At 62.3% G+C, this 23,299-nt stretch carries 17 protein-coding genes; 15 read left to right on the top strand and 2 right to left on the bottom strand.

From position 1 onward, the window contains the following. The first annotated feature begins 105 nt into the window (after positions 1–105). Together N688_RS12930 and N688_RS12925 are read left to right on the top strand one after the other, a co-directional pair. Complete coding sequence (locus N688_RS12930) at positions 106–3,189, top strand: sensor histidine kinase (protein WP_162179556.1); 3,084 nt, start codon at positions 106–108, stop codon at positions 3,187–3,189. A gap of 22 nt (positions 3,190–3,211) precedes the next feature. Continuing rightward, on the top strand, positions 3,212–3,913 hold the full coding sequence (locus N688_RS12925; protein ID WP_052889661.1) for an HD domain-containing protein: 702 nt from the start codon (positions 3,212–3,214) through the stop codon (positions 3,911–3,913). Between the two features lie 81 nt (positions 3,914–3,994). Here N688_RS12925 and N688_RS12920 read toward each other — a convergent pair whose 3' ends face one another. Beyond that, entirely contained in the window at positions 3,995–5,299 is a 1,305-nt protein-coding gene (locus N688_RS12920) for a hypothetical protein (RefSeq protein WP_052889660.1), read from the bottom strand. Between the two features lie 338 nt (positions 5,300–5,637). Here N688_RS12920 and N688_RS12915 point away from each other — a divergent pair, with 338 nt between their 5' ends. The 13 genes from N688_RS12915 to N688_RS12850 all read left to right on the top strand — a co-directional run bounded on the left by N688_RS12915 (position 5,638) and on the right by N688_RS12850 (position 21,672). After that, positions 5,638–6,075 carry an SRPBCC family protein gene (locus N688_RS12915; protein ID WP_052889659.1) on the top strand — a complete coding sequence of 146 codons (438 nt, stop codon included), beginning with the start codon at positions 5,638–5,640 and terminating at the stop codon, positions 6,073–6,075. A 226-nt stretch (positions 6,076–6,301) separates the two neighbouring features. Beyond that, positions 6,302–6,562 carry a hypothetical protein gene (locus N688_RS12910; protein WP_052889658.1) on the top strand — a complete coding sequence of 87 codons (261 nt, stop codon included), beginning with the start codon at positions 6,302–6,304 and terminating at the stop codon, positions 6,560–6,562. A 112-nt stretch (positions 6,563–6,674) separates the two neighbouring features. Continuing rightward, positions 6,675–8,060: a glutamyl-tRNA reductase gene (gene hemA, locus N688_RS12905; RefSeq protein ID WP_052889657.1), complete on the top strand. Its 1,386-nt coding sequence runs from the start codon at positions 6,675–6,677 to the stop codon at positions 8,058–8,060. Further along, entirely contained in the window at positions 7,951–8,907 is a 957-nt protein-coding gene (gene hemC / locus N688_RS12900) for a hydroxymethylbilane synthase (RefSeq protein ID WP_052889656.1), read from the top strand. The genes hemA and hemC overlap by 110 nt, the downstream gene beginning before the upstream one ends. Positions 8,908–8,970: 63 nt before the next feature. Further along, positions 8,971–9,888, top strand: a complete 918-nt coding sequence (locus tag N688_RS12895; protein WP_052889655.1) for a uroporphyrinogen-III synthase — start codon at positions 8,971–8,973, stop codon at positions 9,886–9,888. 146 nt (positions 9,889–10,034) lie between these two features. Further along, positions 10,035–10,799 carry a chlorite dismutase family protein gene (locus N688_RS12890; RefSeq protein ID WP_052889654.1) on the top strand — a complete coding sequence of 255 codons (765 nt, stop codon included), beginning with the start codon at positions 10,035–10,037 and terminating at the stop codon, positions 10,797–10,799. Between the two features lie 110 nt (positions 10,800–10,909). Beyond that, a complete protein-coding gene (gene hemL / locus N688_RS12885; protein ID WP_052889653.1) occupies positions 10,910–12,259 on the top strand; it encodes a glutamate-1-semialdehyde 2,1-aminomutase in 1,350 nt (449 codons plus the stop codon). A 135-nt stretch (positions 12,260–12,394) separates the two neighbouring features. Continuing rightward, positions 12,395–13,375, top strand: coding sequence for a porphobilinogen synthase (gene hemB, locus N688_RS12880; protein ID WP_052889652.1), 981 nt, complete (start codon positions 12,395–12,397; stop codon positions 13,373–13,375). Between the two features lie 962 nt (positions 13,376–14,337). Then, a complete protein-coding gene (locus tag N688_RS12870) occupies positions 14,338–16,350 on the top strand; it encodes a glycoside hydrolase family 15 protein (protein ID WP_052889650.1) in 2,013 nt (670 codons plus the stop codon). Between the two features lie 493 nt (positions 16,351–16,843). Then, a complete protein-coding gene (locus tag N688_RS12865) occupies positions 16,844–18,628 on the top strand; it encodes an NADPH-dependent assimilatory sulfite reductase hemoprotein subunit (RefSeq protein WP_081838814.1) in 1,785 nt (594 codons plus the stop codon). A 174-nt stretch (positions 18,629–18,802) separates the two neighbouring features. Next, the gene (locus N688_RS12860; protein WP_052889649.1) at positions 18,803–19,513 is read left to right on the top strand and encodes a precorrin-2 dehydrogenase/sirohydrochlorin ferrochelatase family protein; all 711 of its coding nucleotides are present in this window, start codon (positions 18,803–18,805) and stop codon (positions 19,511–19,513) included. A gap of 16 nt (positions 19,514–19,529) precedes the next feature. After that, positions 19,530–20,366, top strand: a complete 837-nt coding sequence (gene cobA, locus N688_RS12855) for a uroporphyrinogen-III C-methyltransferase (protein WP_052889648.1) — start codon at positions 19,530–19,532, stop codon at positions 20,364–20,366. Positions 20,367–20,436: 70 nt separating this feature from the next. Then, a complete protein-coding gene (locus tag N688_RS12850) occupies positions 20,437–21,672 on the top strand; it encodes a class I SAM-dependent rRNA methyltransferase (RefSeq protein ID WP_052889647.1) in 1,236 nt (411 codons plus the stop codon). A 315-nt stretch (positions 21,673–21,987) separates the two neighbouring features. On the opposite strand, the gene N688_RS12845 is transcribed toward N688_RS12850, so the two are convergent. After that, a complete protein-coding gene (locus N688_RS12845) occupies positions 21,988–23,265 on the bottom strand; it encodes a hypothetical protein (protein ID WP_238321083.1) in 1,278 nt (425 codons plus the stop codon). Between the last annotated feature and the right edge of the window lie 34 nt (positions 23,266–23,299).

The following is a 23,299-nucleotide window of genomic DNA, read 5'->3' as shown; positions in this document are numbered from 1 at the left end:
CTGTCTGCAGCCTCTATCTGCGAGGAAGCAGAGTGGTCGCTCTCAGGGTGAGAACAGACGGCCAGATTCTGTCAGTCAGTCTGGAAATGATGCGAGGTCATGTGCATGCCATCGCAGGAACAGCCTGCCTCTAGCCAGAACAGTGAACACCAGCGCTTGCTAAGCGCCTTACGTGAGAGCGAGATTCTCCGCGAGCTGGCTGGCCTGCTGGCCTCCTCTTTGGATCTAGACCGTGTGCTCCAGGTACTGGTGCAGCGGACGACTGAGGTTTGCCGGGTTGGGCGCTGCGCCGTCTGGCTTCATGATGAGGAGCGCCAGCTCCTGCGCCCCGTTGTCTACCACCTGGCGCGCGAGCTTGTCGACGCCAAACGCCAGCGTATTGCAGATCAGCTCTGGTATCGCAGTACCATTCCCACAACGAATGCGCTTATGAGCCGTCTGCTCGGCGGGCGTGAGATGCTCTACATCTACGATCTGCGTGATGAGCGCTCGCTGCGGGCCTTGGCCGAGCTATTCCTTGTGCGTTCGATCCTGCTGGTGGCTCTCGTCCGTGAAGATCGTCCAGTCGGTGTGATGTCGCTAGACAACCCGGGGGAACACGGCAGCTTCTCAGCGGAGCAACAGCAGCTGGTGCGTGCCATTGGCCAACAGGCGGCGGTGGCTATCGATAACGCGCGTCTCTATCAGCGGGTGGAGAGAGAGCGTCAGCGGGCTGAACAGCTGATTGAGCGATCTCAGGCTATCTATCAGGTAGCAATGGCCGTCAACTCCGACGAAGACCTGCCGACGATTCTGGAAATTGCCACCCAGCAGCTGCGGCAGGTTTTAAGGGCTGATAGCGGCAAGATCCTCCTACTGGAAGAGGGGCGGCTCTACTTTCCCTGCACTCCCGAAGAGGCAGACGAGGCGCAGCAGGAAACGCAGGGGCGGTCTCGCAAAGAGGAAGCGGTGGGAAGGCGTGGAGAGAACGTCGCTGAGAAGCCGCTTCTGGCTGTGTCGCCGCTGCGAGGGCGACTGGCTGCCTCGCTGGACGAGCTACCCTTCTGTCGTCAGGCGGCCACGAATGGCGCGCCACTCTTTGTCTCACTTGATCGTCTGGGGATCACTGAGCTGCATTGGTTCCAGACGCAGAATCTAGAGCATACCCTGATTACGCCGCTGATGGTGGGGGTGCGCTCATCTTTGTCCACGGACGAGCAGGGCCAGTCTGGCCCATGCTGTGTGGGCCTGGCTTTCGTCAGCTTTAGTGATCCCCATTTCCGGCCCTCCAAGGACCACTATACCTTTGCCCAGGACATCGCTGCCCAGTGTGCTCTGGCGGTCCAGAAGACCCAGTTACTGGAGCAGGCGCGCCGTGCCGCCTCCCTGGCGACCGAGCGAGCCAATACGCTCAATGCGGTCTTCCATGCCATGACCGAGGGCATCTCGGTGCTCGACATGGAGGGGCGGCTTCTGATGGCCAATGCCACCGCGCGTGAGTTTGTTGGGGGGCGCCTGGAAGGAACAGTCACCCTGAAGGAGTTGCTGCGCCGCCATCCGGTCTACACTCTGCAGGGGCAGCCACTGCGCAGCGAAGATTTTCCGCTGGCCCGGGCTTTGCGCGGCGAGCAGGTACGGGGAGAGCGCTTCATCACGCGCCGCGCTGATGGGCGCGAACGCATTCTTGAAATCAACGTAGCGCCTCTCCTGGCCCCAACCGGCCAGCAGCTGGGCGTCGTCAGCGCCTTCCGCGACATCACCTCCCAGATGCGTATCGAGCAGCATATCCATCAGTCCCTGGAGACCATGCTGCGCATGGCGGAAGCGCTCTCTGGACTGACCGAGGTGACGGCTATTCTGCGCAGCGTGCTCAGCATGGCCCTCCAGGCCCTCGATTGCCAGCGTGGACTGGTGGCGCTCTATGATCCAGAGCAGGGCCGGCCTGGTGAGCGTCTCCATCTCGAGCGAGAGCAGCCCGATGCTGGCCTCCTTGGCAACCCTCCAGAAGCGAGCGAGCGCCGGGCGAGTGGCCAGGCCGAAGTGCAGCAGCTTGACTGGCTACTCACAGCCCTGCTGGATCACGAAGATTATTTTCTCCAGTTAAGTGCAGGCCACGCCTTCCTACTCACACCGAGCCAATTTTTGCACCTGCGCCGCCTCAGCCGGGGCCACGGTCACAGTAGCCAACTGCCAGGCGGCCAGCTGCCCGTCTTGCCTCCGGGGGCCAGCCGCTGGCTGACCTTAGTGGCGCCCATCACCCACAGCGGGCGTCTGCTCGGGGTCATGCTCCTGGCGCGGCCCTCAACCCTCCCTCTCGGAGAGAGCGAGGGCGGCGATGAAGAGAGCGAGCCGCAGTACGAGTTTACGATCTGGGAGATGGCGGTCATCGAGGGAGTAGCCCAGCTGGCTGGCCTGGCCATCGAACAGGCTCGCTGGCAGCATGAGGCCATTGCTGCCCGTGCCAGCGAGGCCGCCATGCGCGAGGCCAACGCCCTCAAAGATGAGTTCCTGGCCCTTACCGCCCATGAGTTTCGCTCGCCGCTCACCATCATCCTGACCAACGCCCAATATGCCAGGCGCACCCTCAACCGTGGCAGCGGCCCACGCCAACGCGAGCGCTTACTTGAACAATTGGGGATGATCGAAGAGCAGACGCGCCTGCTGACCAACATCGTCAATACCTTCCTGGAGGCCACCCAGATCAATCGTGGACAGCTTGTCATTGCTCGTGAGCGAGTAGACCTGGAAGAGCTGGCGCAGCAGGTGGTAGCCCAGCATCGCACGGCCACGGCCCTCCATGATCTGGCCTGTCGGGTTGACGAAGGTGGACGCCCCTATCTGGTCAGTGGCGATCGCGAGCGTCTGCTTCAGGTGCTTGTCAACCTCATTCAAAATGCGATAAAATACAGCCCGCAGGGTGGGCCGGTGCTCCTCTCCCTCTGCCGCTGTCCGCAAACGGACGGCAATCTGATCCAGGTAGAGGTAGAGGATCGCGGCATTGGCATCCCGCCAGAGGCCAAGGAACATCTCTTTGAACGCTTCTATCGTGCCCCCAACACTGGTACCGGCCAGGCGCGAGGCCTGGGCCTGGGTCTCTACTTTGTCGCCGAGATCCTGCGCATGCACGGTGGCTCGATCCGCGTAGAGAGTAGTGGTGTACCTGGCGAGGGGAGTCGCTTTATCCTGACACTCCCAGCCCTGCAAAGCTGAAGCCTAGAGCAGGAGTGAGCAGGTGCCAGAGGCGAAAGAAGGGCAGGCGGAGCCTGCTGAGCTGCGAGGCTGGTTGCTGGAGCTGGCGCGTGCGACCATGCTCCGTGAGGGGGGCAGCGATGCGGCGCACGATATAGATCATATTCTGCGGGTAATGACCCTGGCCGAGACGATTCAGCGACGTGAGGGGGGCGAGCTGTCCGTCATTTGGGCGGCAGTGGCTCTGCACGATATCGGCCAGGAACGGGAGCGTCGGCAGGGCGGCGACCACGCGCTGATTGGGGCCCAGATGGCCGCCGAGCTGCTACGCGGTACGCCCTTTCCCCAGGAGGCGATCCCGGCAGTGCAGGAGGCTATCGCCGATCATCGCCTGGTTGCTGGCCGGCGACCGCGCTCGCTGGAGGGCCAGGTGCTCTACGATGCCGATAAGCTGGATGCGTTGGGTGCCATTGGGATTGGGCGCCTCTATATGATCACTGGTCGGCGCGGACAACGGGTCTATGCCCCCCTACCGGAGGATCTGGTCTTGCCTCTTACCCCGCTGCGTGTGCGAGAACTACGCGATCGCCCGGATTATTCCCCTTCGATCGAGTTTCAGCTCCTTTTCGAGGATTTGCCTGAAAAGCTCTGCACGGCCACAGGCCGCCAATTGGCCCGGCAGCGTTACGCCTTCATGTGCGAATTCTTCCGCCGCCTGGAGGCGGAGGCGCGCGGCGAGTGCTGACCAAGAACGGGCCGGGCCGGGCCGGGCCGGTCAGAACGGAAGTGGCTTCGCTGGTGTGGAGCAAGGAGCCGTGTCCAGGCGCTAACCGTTGCCTGGCTGCGAGCGCTCGACGTCGCTACTGAGCGGTGCACTTTCGAGCACGGCATAGTGAAAAGGCGTCTCCCGCTGGGTGGGGGCACTCAGGTGAACCGTGAACCCTCGTCCTGGTTGCAGCGACACGTATTGCACTACCACTGGTCCGGGGTCGCCTGTTAAGGTCACCAGCACGACGCTAGTCTCGCCAACCGTAGGGCAATGCACGGCGGCCTCGCCCTGTCCGCGTGTAAAGCAGCTTTTGCCCATTTGCCAGCGGAAGGGGAGCGCGGGCGCACCTGCTGTAGCGGGAGCCGGCTGCTCTTGTCGATCCGGGCGTGGGCGTGCTGCCGAAGCAGCGGCAGACGGGGGGGACCCCTGCGGCGCAGGTGGAGGGGTGGCGGGACCCGGTCGCGCCGAAACCCTGGCCTGGGGATAGCCACTTCCCAGAGCTGGAAGCGGACGGGTGGTCTGGGGAGGCGCGGTCAGGCTCGGACCTGCCGGGGCAGCGGGAGGACCGGCGAGCTTGGGGGCCGCCTCCAGGCGGACACGTGTTGTCCGCCCGGCCAGACGTTGAGAAGAGGGGCGGGCCGCCTCACGAGGCTGAGGCGAGGCTGCTGACGGCCTGGCGCCAGCCACCGGTCTGGCCCCACTCTCGTGGTTGCTCCCGACCGCCGAGACAGTCACGGTGTGAGGAGAGGCCATCGGTGGCTGCTCCGGTGAGGGCGCGGGCGTGGGCCCGGAGACTGACGGTGTGCTAGCGGAAGCGTTCGCGGTCGTGGAAGACGTTCCGGTCTCGCTGCCCGCTGGCAGAGCCGGCAGCACCGCTGTGACCGGCGCGGGCGGACGCTGGCCTGGCTGCCGCACCTTACCTAAAGCGGCCAAAGAGGCAGTGAAACGCCGCGCAAAAGCTGCCAGCACACGATTCGCTGCCTGCTTCTCTGCCTCGTCTTTCTCGTGGAGAGCGCTGCCCTGGCTCTCAGGGGCAAGCGGGGCCAGAGTTGACCCAGGCTGGGGCGGCTCCGGCTCTGTCGTACCATCTCCCTCGGCTGACGGCACCGCCAGCTCGCGTGACTGCAGGCTCAGGCGCGGTGGAATCAACCCGGCGGACCGGGCATCTGCCTCGTGGGCGCGGACCAGCTCGGCTTCTTCGGATTCCTCTTCCTCCAGGGACTCGTTGCTCGGGCGCTCGGCCAGCACATCCTCAACGGAAGCCGACAACCGCTTGCGACCTCGCTCGGCTCGCCTGCGCCAGTGGAGCTGCTCTTGTTGCTGCTCTTGTTCGAAATTGATGTCTTCTTCTCTCCGAACCATGATGCTTCCCTTCCAGACGAACACGTACACGTTGCGGCGCTGGAGAGATCTGGCCTCTCTACATACGCTGATACTCTGTAGGACGTTTTCAGGCAGTATAACACAGAGAGAGACAGAGGGGAGGGGAAGATAGCACATTTAGGCCAGAGGGCAGAGGGCGGCTTCGTGCATAGGAATATAAGGTATCCTCAATCTTGCGGGCTTGAAAGTGCTGTAGCGAGTGGCTAGAATAAAGCCCGACGTTGCCCAGTGGTCAGGAGCTGCTTCTCAAGCAGGCTGGCTGACTGAGGAACGCGGCACATACCAGTTATTTTACTGCTGCAAAAGGATGGATCTGGATGAAGTTCAACGGTACGTATAAGTTTCATGCACCTAGCCAGCGCGTCTTTGAAGCTATTTTGAATCCGGCGGTGCTGAAGCAGTGTATTCCTGGTTGTGAGGCTGTCGAGTACGCTGACGAGAATCATCTGAAAGTGACGCTTTCGCTTCCGATTCCGGGGCTGAAGGGCACCTATACCGCTCTGCTGAATATTGTCCAGCGTCAGGCGCCCAATCTCCTTGTGCTGCAGCTGCAGCGCCAGGGGCGTGGTGGTTCGATTGATGCCACGGCTCAGATCACGCTGGCCGATGAGCCAGATGGGGCCCTGCTCTCCTATGATGCCAATGCCGAGATGAGTGGCCCGATTGCTGTTGCGAACAATCCTGTGGGGCAGGGTGTGGCCAAGAACTCGCTGAGCACGTTCTTCAAGAACCTGGAAAAGGTTCTGGCTGCCTAGGAGGTCTGCGCCTCCTTGCTGCCGTTCCTGGCTGCCTTCCAGCCAGAGAAGGCCCTGACGCCTACGTCGTTTCTCTCCTTACTTCTGTTCTTTGCCAGGCAGGCAGGTAAGAGACCTTCAGTTTTTAGGTGCCGCGCCAGGGTGCCGGAGGTCTCAGTTGCCCGCCTGGTTTCTTTATCCTATGATTATCTTGCGGGTAGCCAGTGTTCTGAGGGAGCGAGCGCGTGTGGCTTCTGTGCTGAGGGCTGGCCAGGTCAGGCAGTCTGCTTTCTGCTTGACGAGCATCTGGCCCTTCCTGGGCTTCCTGCGCACTGGCAGCCGGGTCGTCTGTGTGTGGTACTATATACAGCAGCAGAACGGCGTCGCCCGGCGAGAGCAATGTGGCGACTGGCGAGCTGGCGATCTCTGCGGCGAGCAGAGCGAGCCACAGCGGTCGCCCTCTTTTTTTAGTGCAGTCCACCTGAGACAAAATACGGTGATTACCTGATGAGATATCCGGGGATTCGGCCTTGACTCTTCAGAGAGAATCGCTAAAATCTCCATAGACCGCCAATGATTTGAGATTTTAGAGATTTCTTCTGTGAGCTGTTGAGGAGAGCATGCAGATTGTCCTGGTAGGCGTTGATCACACTTCGGCGCCGATTCAGTTGCGTGAGCAGCTAGCCTGTGCACCGCGTCAGGTGGCGGCGCTCTTGAGAGCGGTGCGCCAGGTTGTGCAGGAGGCCGTGTTGCTATCGACCTGCAACCGCTTCGAACTCTACGCGGTCTGTGCGGAGGGGGAGCAGGGGGGGCGTGAGGCCTTGCTCGGGGTGCTCTGCGAGCAGCGTAGTGTAGAGCGAGTACCGTTGGAGCAGCACTGCTACACCTATACCGACCTGGAGGCGGCGCGTCACCTGTTCGGCGTGGCCTGCGGCTTATATTCGCTGATCCCGGGAGAGCCGCAGATCCAGGGGCAGGTAGCCGATGCTCTGGAGTTGGCCCAGGGAGGAAGCTTTGCCGGGCCGATCCTCTCGGCCCTCTTCCGCGCGGCGCTGGTCACGGGCAAGCGGGCACGTCGTGAAACAGGCATCAGTCGACGGGCGGTCTCGATCAGCCATGCGGCGGTCCAATTAGCGCGTCAGCTCTTCCCCCATCTCAACGAAGCTTCGGTCTTGCTTGTTGGCTCGGGCCAGATGAGCGAGCTGGCGGCGCGTAATTTGTGCGACAACGGGGCACGTCGTCTGATCATCGTGAATCGCACCGCCGAGCATGCCCAGCAGCTGGTGGAGCAGCTTGGGGAGCGGGCCTGTTCCCATCCCTTTAGCGAGCTGCCGGAGGCGCTGGTAGAGGCGGATGTGGTCATTACTTCAACAACGGCCCCCCATACGGTGGTCACTGAGGAAATGATGCGGGCGGTTCTGCCGCGGCGGCAGGGGCGCCCGTTGCTCATCATTGATATTGCCTTGCCGCGCGATGTTGATCCGGCGGTGGGAGGGCTGCCCGGCGTTCATCTCTACAATATTGACGATCTGCGCCTGGTGGTTGATGAGGGCATTCGCCTGCGTCTGCAGGAAGTGACTCAGGTTGAACGCATTATCGCCGAGGAGGTCGACGCCTTTGCGCGCTGGCTCAGCTCGTTGAGCGTGACCGACACCATCGTCGAGCTGCGCGAGCACGTGGAGGCTCTCCGTCAGCAGGAGCTGGCGCGCGCCTTGCGCCAGCTTGCCCCCTCGCTCTCGGAGCGAGAGCTGGCGGCCATCCAGGAGCTGACCACCCGCCTGATGAATAAGGTCCTCCATAAGCCGGTGACGCGCCTCAAGGAAGCTGCTGCTGCCGGGCGTGGTCATGTCTACGCCGAGGCGCTGCGCTATCTTTTTGATCTGGAAGTGGCGACGGATGAACAGACTAGTGATCGGGACACGCGCCAGCAAGCTGGCCCTGGCTCAGACGCAGACGGTGATCGCCAGGCTGCGGCAGCTGTATCGCGAGCTGGAGATCATCATTGAGCCGATTCATACCCAAGGGGACCGCGCGACAGAGGCGCCACTGGTGCAGATTGGCGGTGATGGCGTTTTCGTGACAGAGATCGAGCGCGCCCTACGGGCCGGGGTGGTCGATCTGGCGGTCCATAGTCTGAAGGATCTGCCCACGGCGCTGCCGGATGGCCTGCTGGTTCTGGTGCCGGGGCCGCGCGAGGACGTGCGGGATGTGCTGGTGCGCCGCCACGACTTTCTCGGCTCGCCTGCTGAGCCTGGGGTACGCATTGGGACCTGCAGCCTGCGTCGCGCGGCCCAATTGCGCGCGCTCTATCCGCAGGCGCAGATTCTCCCCTTGCGTGGCAATGTCGATACGCGCCTGCGCAAGCTCGAGGCTGGCGAGTACGATCTGATTGTGCTGGCTGCGGCGGGGCTGAGTCGTCTTGGCCTCTTTGAGGGGTTGGCGGATCGCCTGGAGTGTTTGCCAGTGGAGATGCTGCTCCCAGCCCCCGGTCAGGGAGCTCTGGCCTTAGAGCTGCGGGCAGATTCGGAACTGGTGCCATTAGTGACCCCGCTCAACGATGTGGAGGTCCAGGCAGCTGCCAGCGCTGAGCGGACCTTCATGCGCCATCTGGGTGCTGGTTGCTACCTGCCGGTTGCAGCCCATGCCTGGCTGGCTGATGATCGCCTGCATCTGCGGGCCCTGGTGATCAGCCTGGACGGGCGCCGGGCGGTCCGTGTCCAGGGAAGCATTGCCTGGCATACTGAGCAGGCTCTGCGCCTGGCGGCTCACCTGGGAATGATGCTGGCCGAGCAGGCCCTGGCCCAGGGAGCCGAGGAGATTATTGCCGAGATCCGCGCTGCCAGCACTGTCTGAGCCAGGAGATGGTCAGCGCAGTGCTGCGACACGACACGTCACGTCACGTAAGGAGGAGGTGCGATGATGGTTGCTGTTGAGGATCAGGGGCAGCCGCTGCGTGGGCGGACGATTCTGGTGACGCGCGCTCAGGAGCAGGCCGAGGCCCTCAGCAGTCGCCTGCAGGCTCTTGGGGCGGAGACGCTGAGCTTTCCGGTGATTCGCCTGGTGCCGCCAGAAGATTGGGCGCCGCTTGATCGGGCCTTGGAGCGTCTGGCAGCTGGTTCTCAGGAAGGACGCGCCCCTTATGACTGGCTGGTCTTTACCAGCGTCAACGGGGTGCGTTTCTGCGTTGAGCGCCTGCGTACCCTGGGACTGGAGCCGACCCTGCTGGCTAGGGGAGCGACGCGGGTGGCTGCTATTGGGCCAGCCACCGCGGCAGCCCTGGCCGAACAAGGTGTGAGTGGGGTGCTGGTGCCCGAGGAGTATGTGGCTGAGCAGGTAGCCGCAGCCCTGTTAGCGGAATGCCAGCGTCAAGGGAGAGGCCCGGCGGGTCAGCGGGTCCTGTTGGCGCGGGCTGCCGAGGCCCGGCGGGTGCTGGCCGAGGCGCTGCGTCAGGCCGGCATGCTGGTCGAGGAGGTGCCAGCCTATCGCACCCTGCCGGCGGCTGGCGATGATCCACGCGGGCGGCAGGTTCTGACAGCGATAGAAGAGGGACGCCTCTCGCTGGCTACCTTTACCAGCTCGTCGACGGTCCGCTTTTTTGTGCGCTGGCTGGAGCAGGCGATGGGAGAACAGGCGGCAGGAACCACTCCAGGCATGCTCTTCGCCCGTCAGGGGGTGGTGATCGCCTGCATTGGTCCCGTGACTGCCACCACGGCGCGCGCCCTGGGCCTGCAGGTAGCCGTCGAAGCCCAGCCCTTTACCATCGAGGGGCTGGTCGCGGCCATTGTGGCCTATTATCGTCACCAGACTCAGGCTCCTCAAGAACAGGCAGTGTAAAACGCTGTCTGGCGAGACGAGAATGGGCGGCGTCTCTCTGTCTGGTCCTGGAAGGACGCCAGAGAGCGAATCAACAAGAAACGGATAGCAACACCGGACAAGGTGTGTTAGAGTAGATAGAGAGAAGCGAAGAAGAGAGAAAGGCCATGTCAGGTCAGATGGAGACGGTTGAGCAGACAGTCACCACTCAGCCCGAGCAAGAACCAGCCCGGGCCAAAGCGAAGCAGCCTCGTCAGCTTGTGCGCTTCGTCTTTTACAAGCTTGATCCCCAGTGGCTGCGCCTGCCTGCCGAGCAGCGGCGCGCGGGCCGCGAGGAGCTGCTGGCCATCTACAATGAATATGCCCAGTGCTCGCTGATGCGCAGCTATGCCCTCTATGGCTTGCGCTCCGATTGCGATTTTATGCTCTGGCAGGCGACCTACGATATCGAGCATCTACAGGGATTGAGCAGCAAGATTCGCCGCAGCGCTATCGGCCCGTATTTGCCCGAAGTGCGCTCATTCCTCTCGATGACCAAGCGCTCCGTCTATGTGGGCAAAGGTCCGCGCGGGGCGGCGCATGACCCGCGGCTGGTCATTACGCTGGAAGACAAGCCCTATCTCTTCGTCTATCCTTTTGTCAAGACTCGCCCCTGGTATGCTCTGCCGCTGCAGGAGCGCAAGCGCATGATGGACGAGCATATTCGCATGGGGGTGGCCTATCCCAACATCAAGATCCACACCACCTACTCGTTTGGATTGGACGATCAAGAATTTGTCGTCGCCTTTGAGTCCGATAGCGTGGCGGATTTTCTTGACCTCGTGCAGGAGATGCGCGAGAGCGAGGCCAGCCAGTACACCTTGCGCGATACGCCCATGTTCACCTGTATTGCGCGTTCCTTGCCGGAGATCCTGGACGACATTGGAGCGTGATCCCAAGAGCTGGCTGACTGACTGGGGGCCTGGGCAGGCAGCAGCCTGGATGGAGCAATAGAGGGGCGAGATGAGTACGGGCGAGTATGGATCTATAGAAGGAGCTGGCGATGCAAACGGAGCGGCAACAGTCAGGCAAAAAGGCGGGACGAGAATGGTCGCGGGCCCTCTACCGTGAGGCTCAGAGCCTCATGCCTGGGGGGGTCAACAGTCCGGTGCGGGCCTTCCGCGCTGTGGGAGGGGAGCCAGTCTTTATCGAGCGTGGTGAGGGGGCCCATCTCTATGATGTTGATGGCAACCACTATCTGGATTACGTTGGCTCCTGGGGGCCGCTGATTTTGGGTCATGCCCATCCTGCGGTAGTCGAGGCGGTGACCCGGGCGGCGCGGCGCGGCTTTAGCTTTGGGGCGCCGACCGAGGCCGAGAACGAGCTGGCCCGTCTGGTAGTGGAAAGCGTCCCTTCAGTTGAACTGGTGCGCTTCGTTAACTCGGGCACGGAGGCCACCATGAGCGCGCTGCGCCTGGCCCGCGCCTATACGGGGCGTTCCAAGGTCATTAAGTTTGATGGTTGCTATCATGGCCATGCCGACCTCTTGCTGGTGCAGGCTGGCTCGGGCGTGGCCACGCTGGGCCTGCCCGGCAGCGCTGGGGTGCCGGCAGAGGCGACGGCTCACACGATCAGCCTGCCCTACAACGACAGCGCTGCCGTTGAGGAAGCCTTTCAGCGCTATCCCGAGGAGATTGCGGCGGTGATCGTAGAGCCGGTGGCGGCCAATATGGGCCTGGTGCTGCCTCAAGCCGGCTTTCTAGAGACGCTGCGTCGTCTGACCACCCAGTACGGGGCCGTCTTGATCTTTGACGAGGTGATTACGGGCTTCCGCGTAGCCTTGGGGGGCATGCAGGCGCGCACGGCCATTCTGCCTGACCTGACCTGCTTTGGCAAGATCATCGGCGGCGGTCTGCCGGTGGGAGCCTACGGTGGAAAGCGTGCTATCATGGAGCTGGTCGCCCCGCTGGGGCCGGTTTATCAGGCAGGGACCCTTTCCGGTAACCCCCTGGCTATGGCTGCTGGCATCGCGACCCTCAAAGAGTTGCAAAAGCCCGGCTGCTACGAGGAGCTAGAGCGCAAGGGGGCGCTGCTGGAGGAGGGTCTGCGCGCGGCGGTGGAGGCCTCTGGGCTGCCAATACAGGTCGTACGTTTGGCCTCGCTCTTCTGCCTCTTCTTCAGCGCGGAGCCGGTGCGCGACTATGCTGCGGCCAGAAATGCCGACAGCGAGCGCTACGCGCGCTTCTTCTGGGCCCTTTTAGAGCGTGGCATCTACTTCCCACCTTCGCAGTTTGAGACCTGTTTCCTCTCGCTGGCTCACAGCGATGCCATGCTTGAAGAGACCTTGCATGCCATTGCACAGGCGCTGCGGGTCGTGGCAAGAAACGATGCCAGCTCCAGCTCGCGGCCCTAACCAAGGGTGGGGGCTGGAGCTCTAGAGGCCAAAGGAAGGGGTGAGGAAAGAAAGAAAGAAAGAAAGAAAGAGAAAGAGAGAGGGAAGGGAGAAAGCAAGGAAGAGAGGCAGGAAGGAGGAAAGGAGCGCGATGGCATGAGTCAGTTCCCCATCACACGCCTGCGGCGCACGCGCCGGACGGAGCGCCTACGCGGGCTGGTGCGTGAGACCCATCTTGCAGTTGAGCAATTGATCTATCCACTCTTTATCGCCGAGGGCATCAGCGAGCCGCGTCCGATCGCTTCCATGCCGGGCGTGGTACAGTGGCCGCTGGAGCAGGTGGCGGGCGAGGCTGAGCGAGTGGCGACTCTGGGCATTCCCGCTGTTCTGCTCTTTGGCATTCCCGCCACCAAGGATGAGCAAGGCTCGCAGGCGTACCATCCCGAGGGCATCATCCAGCGGGCTATCCAGCGCATCAAGACTGCGGTGCCGGATCTGCTGGTCGTGACCGACGTTTGTCTCTGCGAGTATACCAGCCACGGTCACTGCGGCCTGATTGCCGGTGGCGAAGTGCAAAACGATCCCTCGCTGGAGCTGTTGGCGCGTATGGCCCTCTCGCATGTCGAAGCCGGCGCCGATATCGTTGCTCCTTCGGACATGATGGATGGGCGTGTTGGCGCCATTCGACATCTGCTCGATGAGCGAGGTTTTGCCCAGACGCCGATCATGGCCTACTCAGCCAAATATGCTTCTGGCTTCTACGGCCCCTTCCGCGAAGCCGCCGAGTCGGCTCCCCAATTTGGGGATCGTCGCTCTTATCAGATGGACCCGGCCAACGTGCGCGAGGCCTTGCGCGAGGTCGAGCTGGACATTGCCGAGGGGGCCGACATCGTCATGGTCAAGCCGGCTCTGGCCTATCTTGACGTCATCCGGCGCGTGCGCGAGCACTGCGATCTACCGCTGGCGGCCTACAATGTCAGCGGAGAATATGCCATGATCAAGGCGGCGGCTCAGCAGGGCTGGCTGGAAGAGCGGCGCATCGTGATGGAAGTCTTAACCGGCATTCGCCGGGCTGGCGCCGACATCATCATCACCTATTTTGCACCCGATGTAGCGCGCTGGCTGCGGGAGGGCTGAGCGCGCCAGGCGAGAACCCTCCCCCAAAAAGTCCTGGGTACTGCCCAACTACTGGGCTAAGCTAAGCAGTTTTTGATTGCCCTTGAAGGCAGAGGGCGTGCGAGCGAATAGCCGGACCGGGGGAAAGGAGGCCCAGGCTATTTGACAGCAGGCCCGAATGCGATTAGAATGATGCCTGTACCGGTCAGCAATGGCGGGATGGATGAGATACCCCATCCATCCCTCCTTTCTTTATTTTGGCACGATGGCGAGAGCGGGGGCGGCTGGCTTGAGGGGGAGCTGTTGAGGAGAGCAGCCGCCGGCGAAGGCGTGGTGAAGAAATAAAATGGCCGGTTTTTTCTTTCTAAAGAGTAGGCGGTGGAGGAGGCAGTGGCAGGTGGGAATGAGAGCAGCGCAGAAGGAAGGCAGCCCACAATTGTTGGTCGTCGTTACCTCAGCGCTTTTCTTCCGTTCTCACCACATGTAGGAGTAGCCCCGGCGCTACCACGGCGGTGGCCACGCGAGGCTAGCGCTGCTGTCCGCGGGGCGGAGGGGAGGGCCGCCGCCAGGACAGGGGGATGGGCAAGGGAGTCTAGAAGAGTGAGGGGGCAGGTGGCGAGAGAAGGATAGCCAGAAGGAGCTGGCAAGAGGCGGGGCTGTCAGAAAGGAGCGGGGCCAGCGGTCTTTAGAAGTAAAGGGGAAAGGGAATCTTTTTTTCTCCAGGCGATCTCTCCTCTGCCAAAGCAGGGGAGGGGAAACCGGCTCTTCCCCCATTTTTAGGGTTATGCTGATATCTTGTTACCAGAGAGGGTTCTGCTCCGTCCTCTTCACAAAAGGGGCCGGAGAAGGAGCCGGCTTCAGTGGGGAAGAGCCCCACAGAGGAAGGAACCTGGGAGCCCCGCAGAAGGCTCGGCAAGCCCGGTTCTTTTCGGAAGGAGCTGTTAAAAGCAAGAGTTTAGCTCACTAAAGGGAAGATTCGTGCTATGGTTGGGTTGAACACCAAAAATCGCTCTTATCAGCCCATCGGAGCGTATGGAGTCATCGGAGACTGTCATTCAGCTGTGCTGATAGCGCCGGATGGTTCGGTAGACTGGGCCTGCCTGCCCGATTTTGACAGCCCGGCCATTTTCTGTCGGCTGCTCGATGCGAGGCGTGGCGGCTTTTTCCAGATTGCCCCGACCGATAACACGATTCCTGGAGTTCAGCGCTATCTTCGCGATAGCAATGTGCTGCAGACGCGCTTTACAAGCATTGGCGGAGAGATCGTGCTCACCGACTTCATGCCGGTGGAGTCGCTGGAGGCCTGGCCCTACCGCGGCTTGAATAACAATACCTGGTCGTATGAGGACGGCTCGTGCCATAGCCTGGTGCGCATTGTGGAATGCACGCATGGAGAGCTGCCGATTACGGTAACCCTGAAGGCGACGCCCAGCTATGGAGCGACGACGAGCCAGATCGAGCTGCTGCCCGATGCTACGGGGGCGGTGATCTCGGATGGCCAGCAGCATATTGGGCTGGCGATCATTGGGGCCTATCGGCTGCCGGGCTTCTCCCTGGAGATCGTGCCGGACGAGGGGGAGGAGCCGGAGACCCTCCATCCCGCTCTGGTGGCGCAAGCCACGCTGCGCGAGGGCGAGCGGCTGATCTTTGCGATCGGTATGGGGCGCAGCCTGCGCGCGGCACGGAAGCTGGTGGAGCAGGAGCTGCTCCAGCGCGATTTTACCGCGGAGCTGGCCCATACGTTGCATTGCTGGCGACGCTGGATCTCGGGAATCAACTACGATGGCCCATATGCCGAATGGGTTCGGCGCAGCGCCCTAGTGCTGAAGATGATGACCTATGCGCCAACTGGCGCCCTGGTGGCCGCACCCACAACGTCGCTGCCAGAGGAGATCGGAGGCGTGCGCAACTGGGACTATCGCTTTACCTGGCTGCGCGACGCTGCCTTTACGCTCTATGCCCTGCTCGTTCTCGGCTTTACCGATGAGGCCCGCGCCTTTACCTACTGGCTGCGCCGCCTGTCGTATTCTAACGGCGAGGATCTGCAGGTGATGTACGGCATCCGTGGCGAGCGCGAGTTGCCGGAGCAGGAGCTGCCACATCTGGAGGGCTACTGTGGCTCGCGCCCGGTGCGCATCGGCAACGCCGCTGCCGATCAGAAGCAGATGGATGTCTTCGGCGAGATCCTGGATTGCATCCATCTCTACCGCCGTCGCGGTGGCTTCGAACGCTACGGCGAGAAGCTGGAAGGCCCCCTGTGGGAAATGCTGCGCTCGCTGGTCGACTACGTCTGTGCCCACTGGCATGAGCCGGACCGCGGCATCTGGGAAATGCGCGGCGAGCCTCGCCACTATGTGTATTCGAAGGTCATGTGTTGGGTCGCCCTGGACCGCGGCATCCGCGCCGCTGAGCAGCTCCATCTGGAGGCTGATCTCTTGCGCTGGTACCGCGTGCGCGATCAGATTCGGGCGGATGTGCTGGCCCACGGCTATAATACCGAGATCGGTGCGTTCACCCAATCATATGCGAGCACGGCCCTTGATGCCTCCAATCTGCTCCTGCCGCTGATCGGCTTCATCCCTGCCGACGACCCTCGGATGCGCTCAACGGTCGATCGCATTATGGAGCAGCTCACGGATGAGCATGGCTTCGTCTACCGCTACCTGTCGGAGGATGGCTTGCCCGGCCAGGAGGGTACGTTTACGATCTGTACCTGCTGGCTGATCGATAATCTGGCCATGCAGGGCCGCCTCGATGAGGCGCGCTCGCTCTTCGAACGCTTGCTGACCTATGGCGGGAATCTCGGCCTCTTCTCGGAGGAGATCGATTCGCGCAATCGCGTGGCTCTGGGCAATTATCCCCAGGCTTTTACTCATATCGCTCTTATCAATAGCGCTTATAATCTTTATAAGGCAGAACAGCGTCTGGCTGAACGCGATCGCTGCACGCAGCCGGTGATCGCCGCCATCCAGTTGCAGAAGAAGACCGACGAGTGAGCACGCCTACAGGCGGACGCTCGACCGGTAGCAGTTGAAGAGAGAGGAGCTAGCGGAGTCTCCCGCCCTTTGTCTCCGTCGCTCCTCCCTCGCTTACTCACTCGCCCGCTTGCTTACTCTGCAAGCGTCAGCGTCAGTGCTCAGCCGACCAGCTGGCAGGAAGGACAAGGTCGCCTTCTTGCCGCTGCGGCAGGATGCCGTACCCAAGATGAGCTGTCTCTGTACGCGGGTCACTGGGGACCTCCCCACTGGCCCGCTTGTTGTTTGTACCGGCGCCGTGGACTGCGCTGCGCTCTGAAGCGCGCGCATGGTCTCGCCTGACCTGGCCCTCTCTGGCTTCGCTGCCGCCGTCGCCAGCTCCCTTCGGGCCGTGCTCTCCCTCGGCCCCCTGCGCCGTTGCTCTGGTGCGCCTATTGACAAACAGTGCTCTGTATCGTATGTTAATTAATAGTTGCTATAGTTGATCCATTATGTCAACTTTGAGGACTGAGGTATGGCGACCGAGCAAGAGCATCAGACCCCTTCTTCCGCTGGTAACAATCTCCTGAGTCTGGGAGTCGGCGGCGGCAGCAAGGTAGAGCGCGTCAAGGCTGAGAGCCAGTATCTGCGTGGGGCGATTGCCGAGGAGCTGGCTCAGGACGGCACGCACTTCAGCGAGGCGCAGGTCCAGCTCATCAAATTTCATGGAATCTATCAGCAGGAGAACCGTGACCTGCGTCAGGCGCGTAAGGCCGCGGGTGAGGAAAAGGCTTATCAATTCATGGTCCGCTCGCGTATTCCGGGGGGCGCATTGACCGCCGAGCAATATCTGGTCGAAGATGATCTGGCGGGCCGCTATGCCAATGGAACCTTACGCTTCACGACGCGCCAGGGTATTCAGCTGCATGGAGTTCTGAAACACGATCTGCGCGCGACGATCCGCGCCATCAATGAGGCGCTGCTCTCGACGCTGGCGGCCTGTGGCGACGTGAACCGCAACGTGATGGCCTGTCCGGCGCCGGCGCGCAATCGGGCCCAGGCGCAAGTACAGGAGGTGGCGCGGCAGATCGCTCGTCATCTGGCGCCGCGCAGCCGGGCCTATCATGAGATCTGGATCGATGGGCAGCATGTCCAGACGGTGGGGGCGCCGGACGATGAGGAGACGGTGGAGCCGATCTACGGGCCGACCTATTTGCCGCGCAAGTTCAAGATCGGTGTGGCTTTTCCGGGCGATAACTGTATCGATGTCTACACCCAGGATATTGGACTGGTGGCAGAGCTGGATGATGGCGGTGAGCTGGCCGGCTTTACGGTCCTGGTGGGCGGTGGCATGGGGATGACCCACGGCAAGGCTGAGACCTTCCCTCGCCTGGGGACGCCGCTCTGCTTTGTGCCGGCGCCTAAGACCCTATCGGTGGTGGAGACCATTGTGATGATCCAGCGCGACTATGGCGATCGCCAGAACCGCAAGCATGCGCGCATGAAATATGTGGTCGAGGAGCGGGGCATCGAGTGGTTCCGCGCTGAGTTAGAGCGGCGTCTGGGCCATGCGGTGGCTGATCCTCATCCTCTCCACTGGGAGGGAGTCGATGATCATCTGGGCTGGCATGAGCAGGGAGATGGGCGCTGGTTCCTGGGGATTTATGTAGAGAATGGGCGAGTGCGCGATAGCGAGTCCTGCCAGTTGCGCACCGGCCTACGGCGGGCGATCGAGACCTTCCGCCCTGGTATCCGTTTAACCGGACAGCAGAATATCCTGCTGACCGATCTGACGGCGGAGCAGCGTGAGCCGCTGGAGACCTTGCTCCGCGAGTATGGCATCGAGACGGACCCCACGAAGCTGGGGGTGAAGCGCTATGCGATGGCCTGCCCGGCCTTGCCGACCTGTGGGCTGGCGGTGGCTGAGGCTGAGCGCGCTCTGCCCGGCGTGGTGGACGAGATCGGGCACCAGCTGGAGGAGCTGGGCCTCGCTGCTGAGCGCCTCAGTCTGCGTATGAGCGGCTGCCCCAATGGCTGTGCCCGTCCCTATATGGGTGATATCGGCTTTGTGGGCCGCTCGAAGGACCTCTACAATATCTACGTCGGCGGCGATTGGGAGAATACGCGTCTGACGACCCTCTACGCCGCCTCGGTACCTTTGCGGGAAATCCCGGCTACTCTTCGCCCGCTGTTGGTGCTCTGGCGCGATGAGCGTGCTCCCGGCGAGACCTTCGGCGATTACTGCCAGCGCGTCGGGGTGGAGTATCTGCGTCAGCGGGCCTTGACCCTCAGTGAACGCGAGCCGAGTGGCTTGCATTGAGACAGTGCGCGCCTGCTCCTCTGCGGGAGAAGCAGGCGCGCTGTCTATGAACTCTGCTGGGCGGAGCGGGTGCTGGAAAGATGGGGCAACGTGGCGTAGGTGATTGTGCTGTTTTGTGCTTATGAGAGAGCGTGTTAGAGAGCTGAGAGAGCGCAGAGAGGAACGGCAACCGAGATGCCGAACTATTACCCGATTATGCTCGATGTGCGCGGGCGGCGCGTGGTGGTGATCGGGGGCGATCGCATTGCGGCGGAGAAGGTTCGGGCCTTCGCCGCCTGTGGGGCGCGGGTCTGTCTGATTGCTCCGGAGTGGTGCGTGGAGCTAGGGCAGGTCGTGCAGGAGCTGGGCCCGCAGCTTGAGCTGCAGCGACGCCCTTATCAGACTGGGGATCTGGAAGGGGCTTTTGTCGTGATTGCCACGACACGCGAGCCGGAGCTGGTAGAGGCCGTCTGGAGCGAGGCCCAGCAGCGTGGGCAGTTGCTCAACATTGTGGATCTGCCCGAGCGCTGCAATTTCATCACACCTTCGATTCTGCGTCGCGATCCCTTGACGGTGGCGGTCTCGACGGAAGGAGTGAGCCCGGGCCTGGCGAAGCTGATCCGCCAGGAACTGGAGCAGCACTTTTCGCCGGCTTACGGGGCCTTCTTGCGCCTGGCCGCGGAGGCGCGGGCCCTGTTGCGGACCCAGGGAGTCACCTATGAGCAGCGCGATGCCTTCTTTCAGGAGTTCTACCGCTCGCCGGTGTTGGCTCATCTGGAAGCTGGTGCCGAGGCCGAGGCCCGTGCTCTCACGGCGGAGCTCCTGCGCCGCTATGGCGTGGAGGTAGCTCACTCTTTCGATGAGAAGAGCGCCGGCGCCGCTGATGGCCGCTCGCTGGCCTCCTAGAGAGGAAGGGGGATGGATGAGCGAGAAGTTGGAGCAGCTGGGGGCGGCGCTTGAGCGCGGCAAGGTCTACCTGGTGGGCGCTGGCCCCGGAGCGCCCGAGCTGATTACCATGAAGGGGTTACGCTGCCTGCGCGCCGCCGACGTGGTGATCTACGATCGCCTGGTGGCGCCTGAGCTGCTGGCGGAGGCGCGGGCCGAGGCGGAGCTGATCTTTGCTGGCAAGCAACCGGGCTGTCATCAGTTGCCCCAGGCGGAGATCAATCGCCTGCTGATCGAGCATGCCCGCTGTGGGCGCCTGGTGGTACGTCTGAAGGGTGGCGATCCCTTTGTCTTTGGGCGCGGTGGTGAGGAGGCGGAAGCGCTGGCGCAGGCTGGGATTCCCTTCGAGGTGGTGCCGGGAGTCAGTGCCGCTCTGGCTGTGCCGGCCTACGCGGGGGTGCCAGTCACCCATCGTGGCCTGGCCTCGTTGGTGACCATTGTGACCGGTCACAAGGAGCGCGGCACTGAGGTGAGCGCTGTCGATTGGCGCACGCTGGCGCGTGTTGGGGGGACACTGGTGATTTTGATGGGCGTGAAGACGCTGCCGCAGATTGCGGCTGAGCTGCAGGCCGGGGGACTCGACCCCACGACTCCGGCCCTGGTGGTCGAGTGGGGAACACTGCCCCGGCAGCGCGCCGTTCAGGGCAGGCTGGCCGAAATTGCGGAGCGCGCCGCTCAGGCCGGCATACGGGCGCCAGCGGTGGTCGTCGTCGGGGCCGTCGTCCATCTGCGTGAGCTGCTGGCCTGGTTCCAGGACGAAGGGACTGCTCCCCTTGCTGCCGATGATCCGTATGCTATAATGGCCGACGAGTAGCGCCGGTGGTCTGCCTGGCTGAGATGTCATGAGGCGAGGCTGCCGGCAGGCAAGGGGCTGGCCATTGTCGATGTCTACGACTACGACTGTCTATCCGCAGGTACGTTTGAAGCCGCAGCGCGAGGAGCCGCTGCTCAACGGGCATCTCTGGATCTTCTCGGGAGCCTTGCAGCAGGTGCCGCGCGAGGTCGAACCGGGTGGGCTGGTTGAGGTGCGCTCGGCCTCGGGGCAGTTCCTCGGGCGCGGCTATTATCATCCTCACACCGATATTGCGATCCGCCTGCTGACGCGCCGTGAGGAGCCGATCGATGCTGCGTTGCTGCGCCGACGTATCCGCCGCGCGCAAGAGCTGCGCCGTGTCTTCGATCCTGCCGTCACCAACATCTATCGGCTGATCCATTCAGAAGGTGATGGTCTGCCTGGCCTGATTGTCGATCGCTATGCTGAGGTTCTGGTGGCTCAGGTGCACACGCTTGGCATGGAGCGCCTCCTGCCCCTGTTGGTGGAGCCGCTTCTTGAGGAGACGGGGGCATGTGGGCTGCTCCTGCGCAACGATAGCCAGGCGCGGCGTCGTGAGGGGCTGGCCCTGGAGGAGCCGCGCTTGCTGGCTGGCGAGGTGCCACCAGAGGTCGAAGGGCGCGAAAACGGTGTGCGCTATCTGATTGATCCCTGGCGTGGCCAAAAAACTGGCTTCTTTCTTGATCAGCGCGACAAGCGGGCCGCGCTGGCCAAGTATGTACGGGCTGTGGTCGCGGAACTGGCGCCCGAGGGTCTGGTGCGCGTGCTCAATTGCTTCTCCTATACCGGTGGCTTTTCGCTGATCGCGGCCCTGAGCGATGGGCGAGTGCGGGTGACCAGCGTTGATAGCTCACAGCCGGCGCTGGCGATGGCGCAGCGGCACTTTGCGCTCAACGGGTTGGATGCCAGCCAGCATGCCTTTGTCGTTGCCGATGTCTTTGCCTATTTGGAGGAGGCCAGGGCGCGGGGTGAGCGCTTCGACATCGTTGTCCTTGATCCGCCAGCCTTTGCGCGCAACCAGGGGGCGAGGTCACAGGCTCTGCGCGCCTATCGCCGCTTGAACATGCTGGGCATGAGTGTCCTGCGTCCTGCTGGTATCCTGCTGAGCTGCTCCTGCTCGGGGGTGATCGGCCTGGATGATCTGTCGGGGACGCTCTCGCTGGCGGCGCGCGCCCTTGGCCGCGAGGTCCAGGTGTTGGAAGTGTTGACCCATAGTTGCGATCATCCTGTCAGGCTGGCTATGCCCGAGACCCTCTATCTCAAAGCCATCTTCTGTCGTCTGCTCTAGGGGTGTGGCTCTCTCCCTCTCTGATGGCCCGAACGGAGTATCGGGACCAGCTTTCGTGCTGCCTGTTGGCGCTGTTCCGTTCACCTCAGAGAGATACGTGCCAATGAAGCCGTCTCTCTCTGCTGTTAGTGCGTTTCCCTTTCCTGGGGCGGACGGAGAGCCGTCTGTCTCTCGTTCATGTGATCTGTTGCTAAGAGGGGCATCCGTTTCAGAATCGCCGGAGCCGGGCGATCCCGCGTCTGAAACGGATGATGCTGGTCTGGGAGGGTCAAGAGGCCTTCCCGTTTGTATCAGCGTTTGGTCCGGACACTTCAGCTAGCTTGAAACTTTGTTAGAGCTGAGCTGGAGCGGAATCTGCGCCTCCTGGCTATTGGGAAGAACATCGCTATGCATCATAACCACTGTACAAGCCGCTGTTCCTTCCGGTATTGTGAAGATGGCATCACCGGTCTGGTTGGTGGTTCCTGCCTTCATGATTACGGGGATGGTATGGGCTGTAGGCGGGAAGCGATCGCTGCCGACCTGAAGGCGTAGAAAATCATCGGCGTTGAAGCCAGCGTCCTGGTCGGACGGGTTATCGATGCGGAAGCTTACGGTCAGGAAGCGTTTTCCCTTCTCTGCTTGCTTGCCTTTAGCGCTCCAGCTCACGGTAGTGGCCGTGACCGTCCATTTCATGCCGGCGTAGGTGGTCTGGGCGTTGGTTGGCCTGGTGGTAGAGGGATTGTATTTTGTGAGGTCGGGCTTGTTCTGGAGAGGGATGTCCATGATCGCTTCGGTAGGGGCTCCCAAACGCAGAAGCGTATGGTTCACATCCAGGTTGCTGGGAACGGGGAAATCAAGCCAGTTGGTGCGTGTCGAGCTGGGTTGTGGGGACCCGCCGTATTGTAGGGAGCTTGGTGCAACGCTTGTGTGATCGGGGAGAATCAGGCGGGCAATCTCATTATAGGAATAAGAGGCAAAGTCATTGGTCTCGTTGTTCTCCTTGAGGAGGACGCGCAAGAGCGCCTCACTATCGTTGGTATTGAGGTCGTCGGGGAAGCTGCTGGCCAATTGAACATTCACGACGGTGATCGTGATGGAGGAGTAGGTCAAGGTGCCGTTTACAGGGAAGGTGCGGGTTGGAATGCTCGTTGGGGTGCTGGAATGGAGCGTCGTGCTCCCGCTGCCGCTACTGCTGTGTGAAGAGGAGCTGGTGGTGTCCGTGCTGGCGAGATTGCGCAGGAGGAGGTAACCGCCCACGCTCAAGGTCCCACAGACAACCACGATCAGCGCGATGATCAACAGCACGCCGCAACTGATGCCGGTGATGACGCCGCGGCTGGCGTCCCGCTGTGGGCGAGCGTAAGGGGGGGGAACATTGCCTGGCCGAGGCGGAGGCATGGCTCCTTGCTGACCATAGGAACGAGCGGGGGGGATGGGGCCGGCGGGGGCAGGGGTGAATGATGGAGGAGGTGTATAGCCCGGCTGGCCCGGCTGCTGTTGGCCAAAGGCTGCTTGCTGCGGTCCAGAGTTGGGCGGCTGTTGATTGGGAGGCAGAGCAGGGGACCAGCCAGGTGGTTGGGAAGGAGGAGCTGGTGAGGGTGACGGTGACACAACGGTCCTTTCTGTCGACTCGGAAGATCCGGCT

It is taken from the genome of Thermogemmatispora carboxidivorans (assembly GCF_000702505.1).
In the GTDB taxonomy this organism is placed as follows: domain Bacteria; phylum Chloroflexota; class Ktedonobacteria; order Ktedonobacterales; family Ktedonobacteraceae; genus Thermogemmatispora; species Thermogemmatispora carboxidivorans.
The sequence above is the reverse complement of the archived record's forward strand: the minus strand, read 5'-3'. Positions and strand labels throughout refer to the sequence as shown.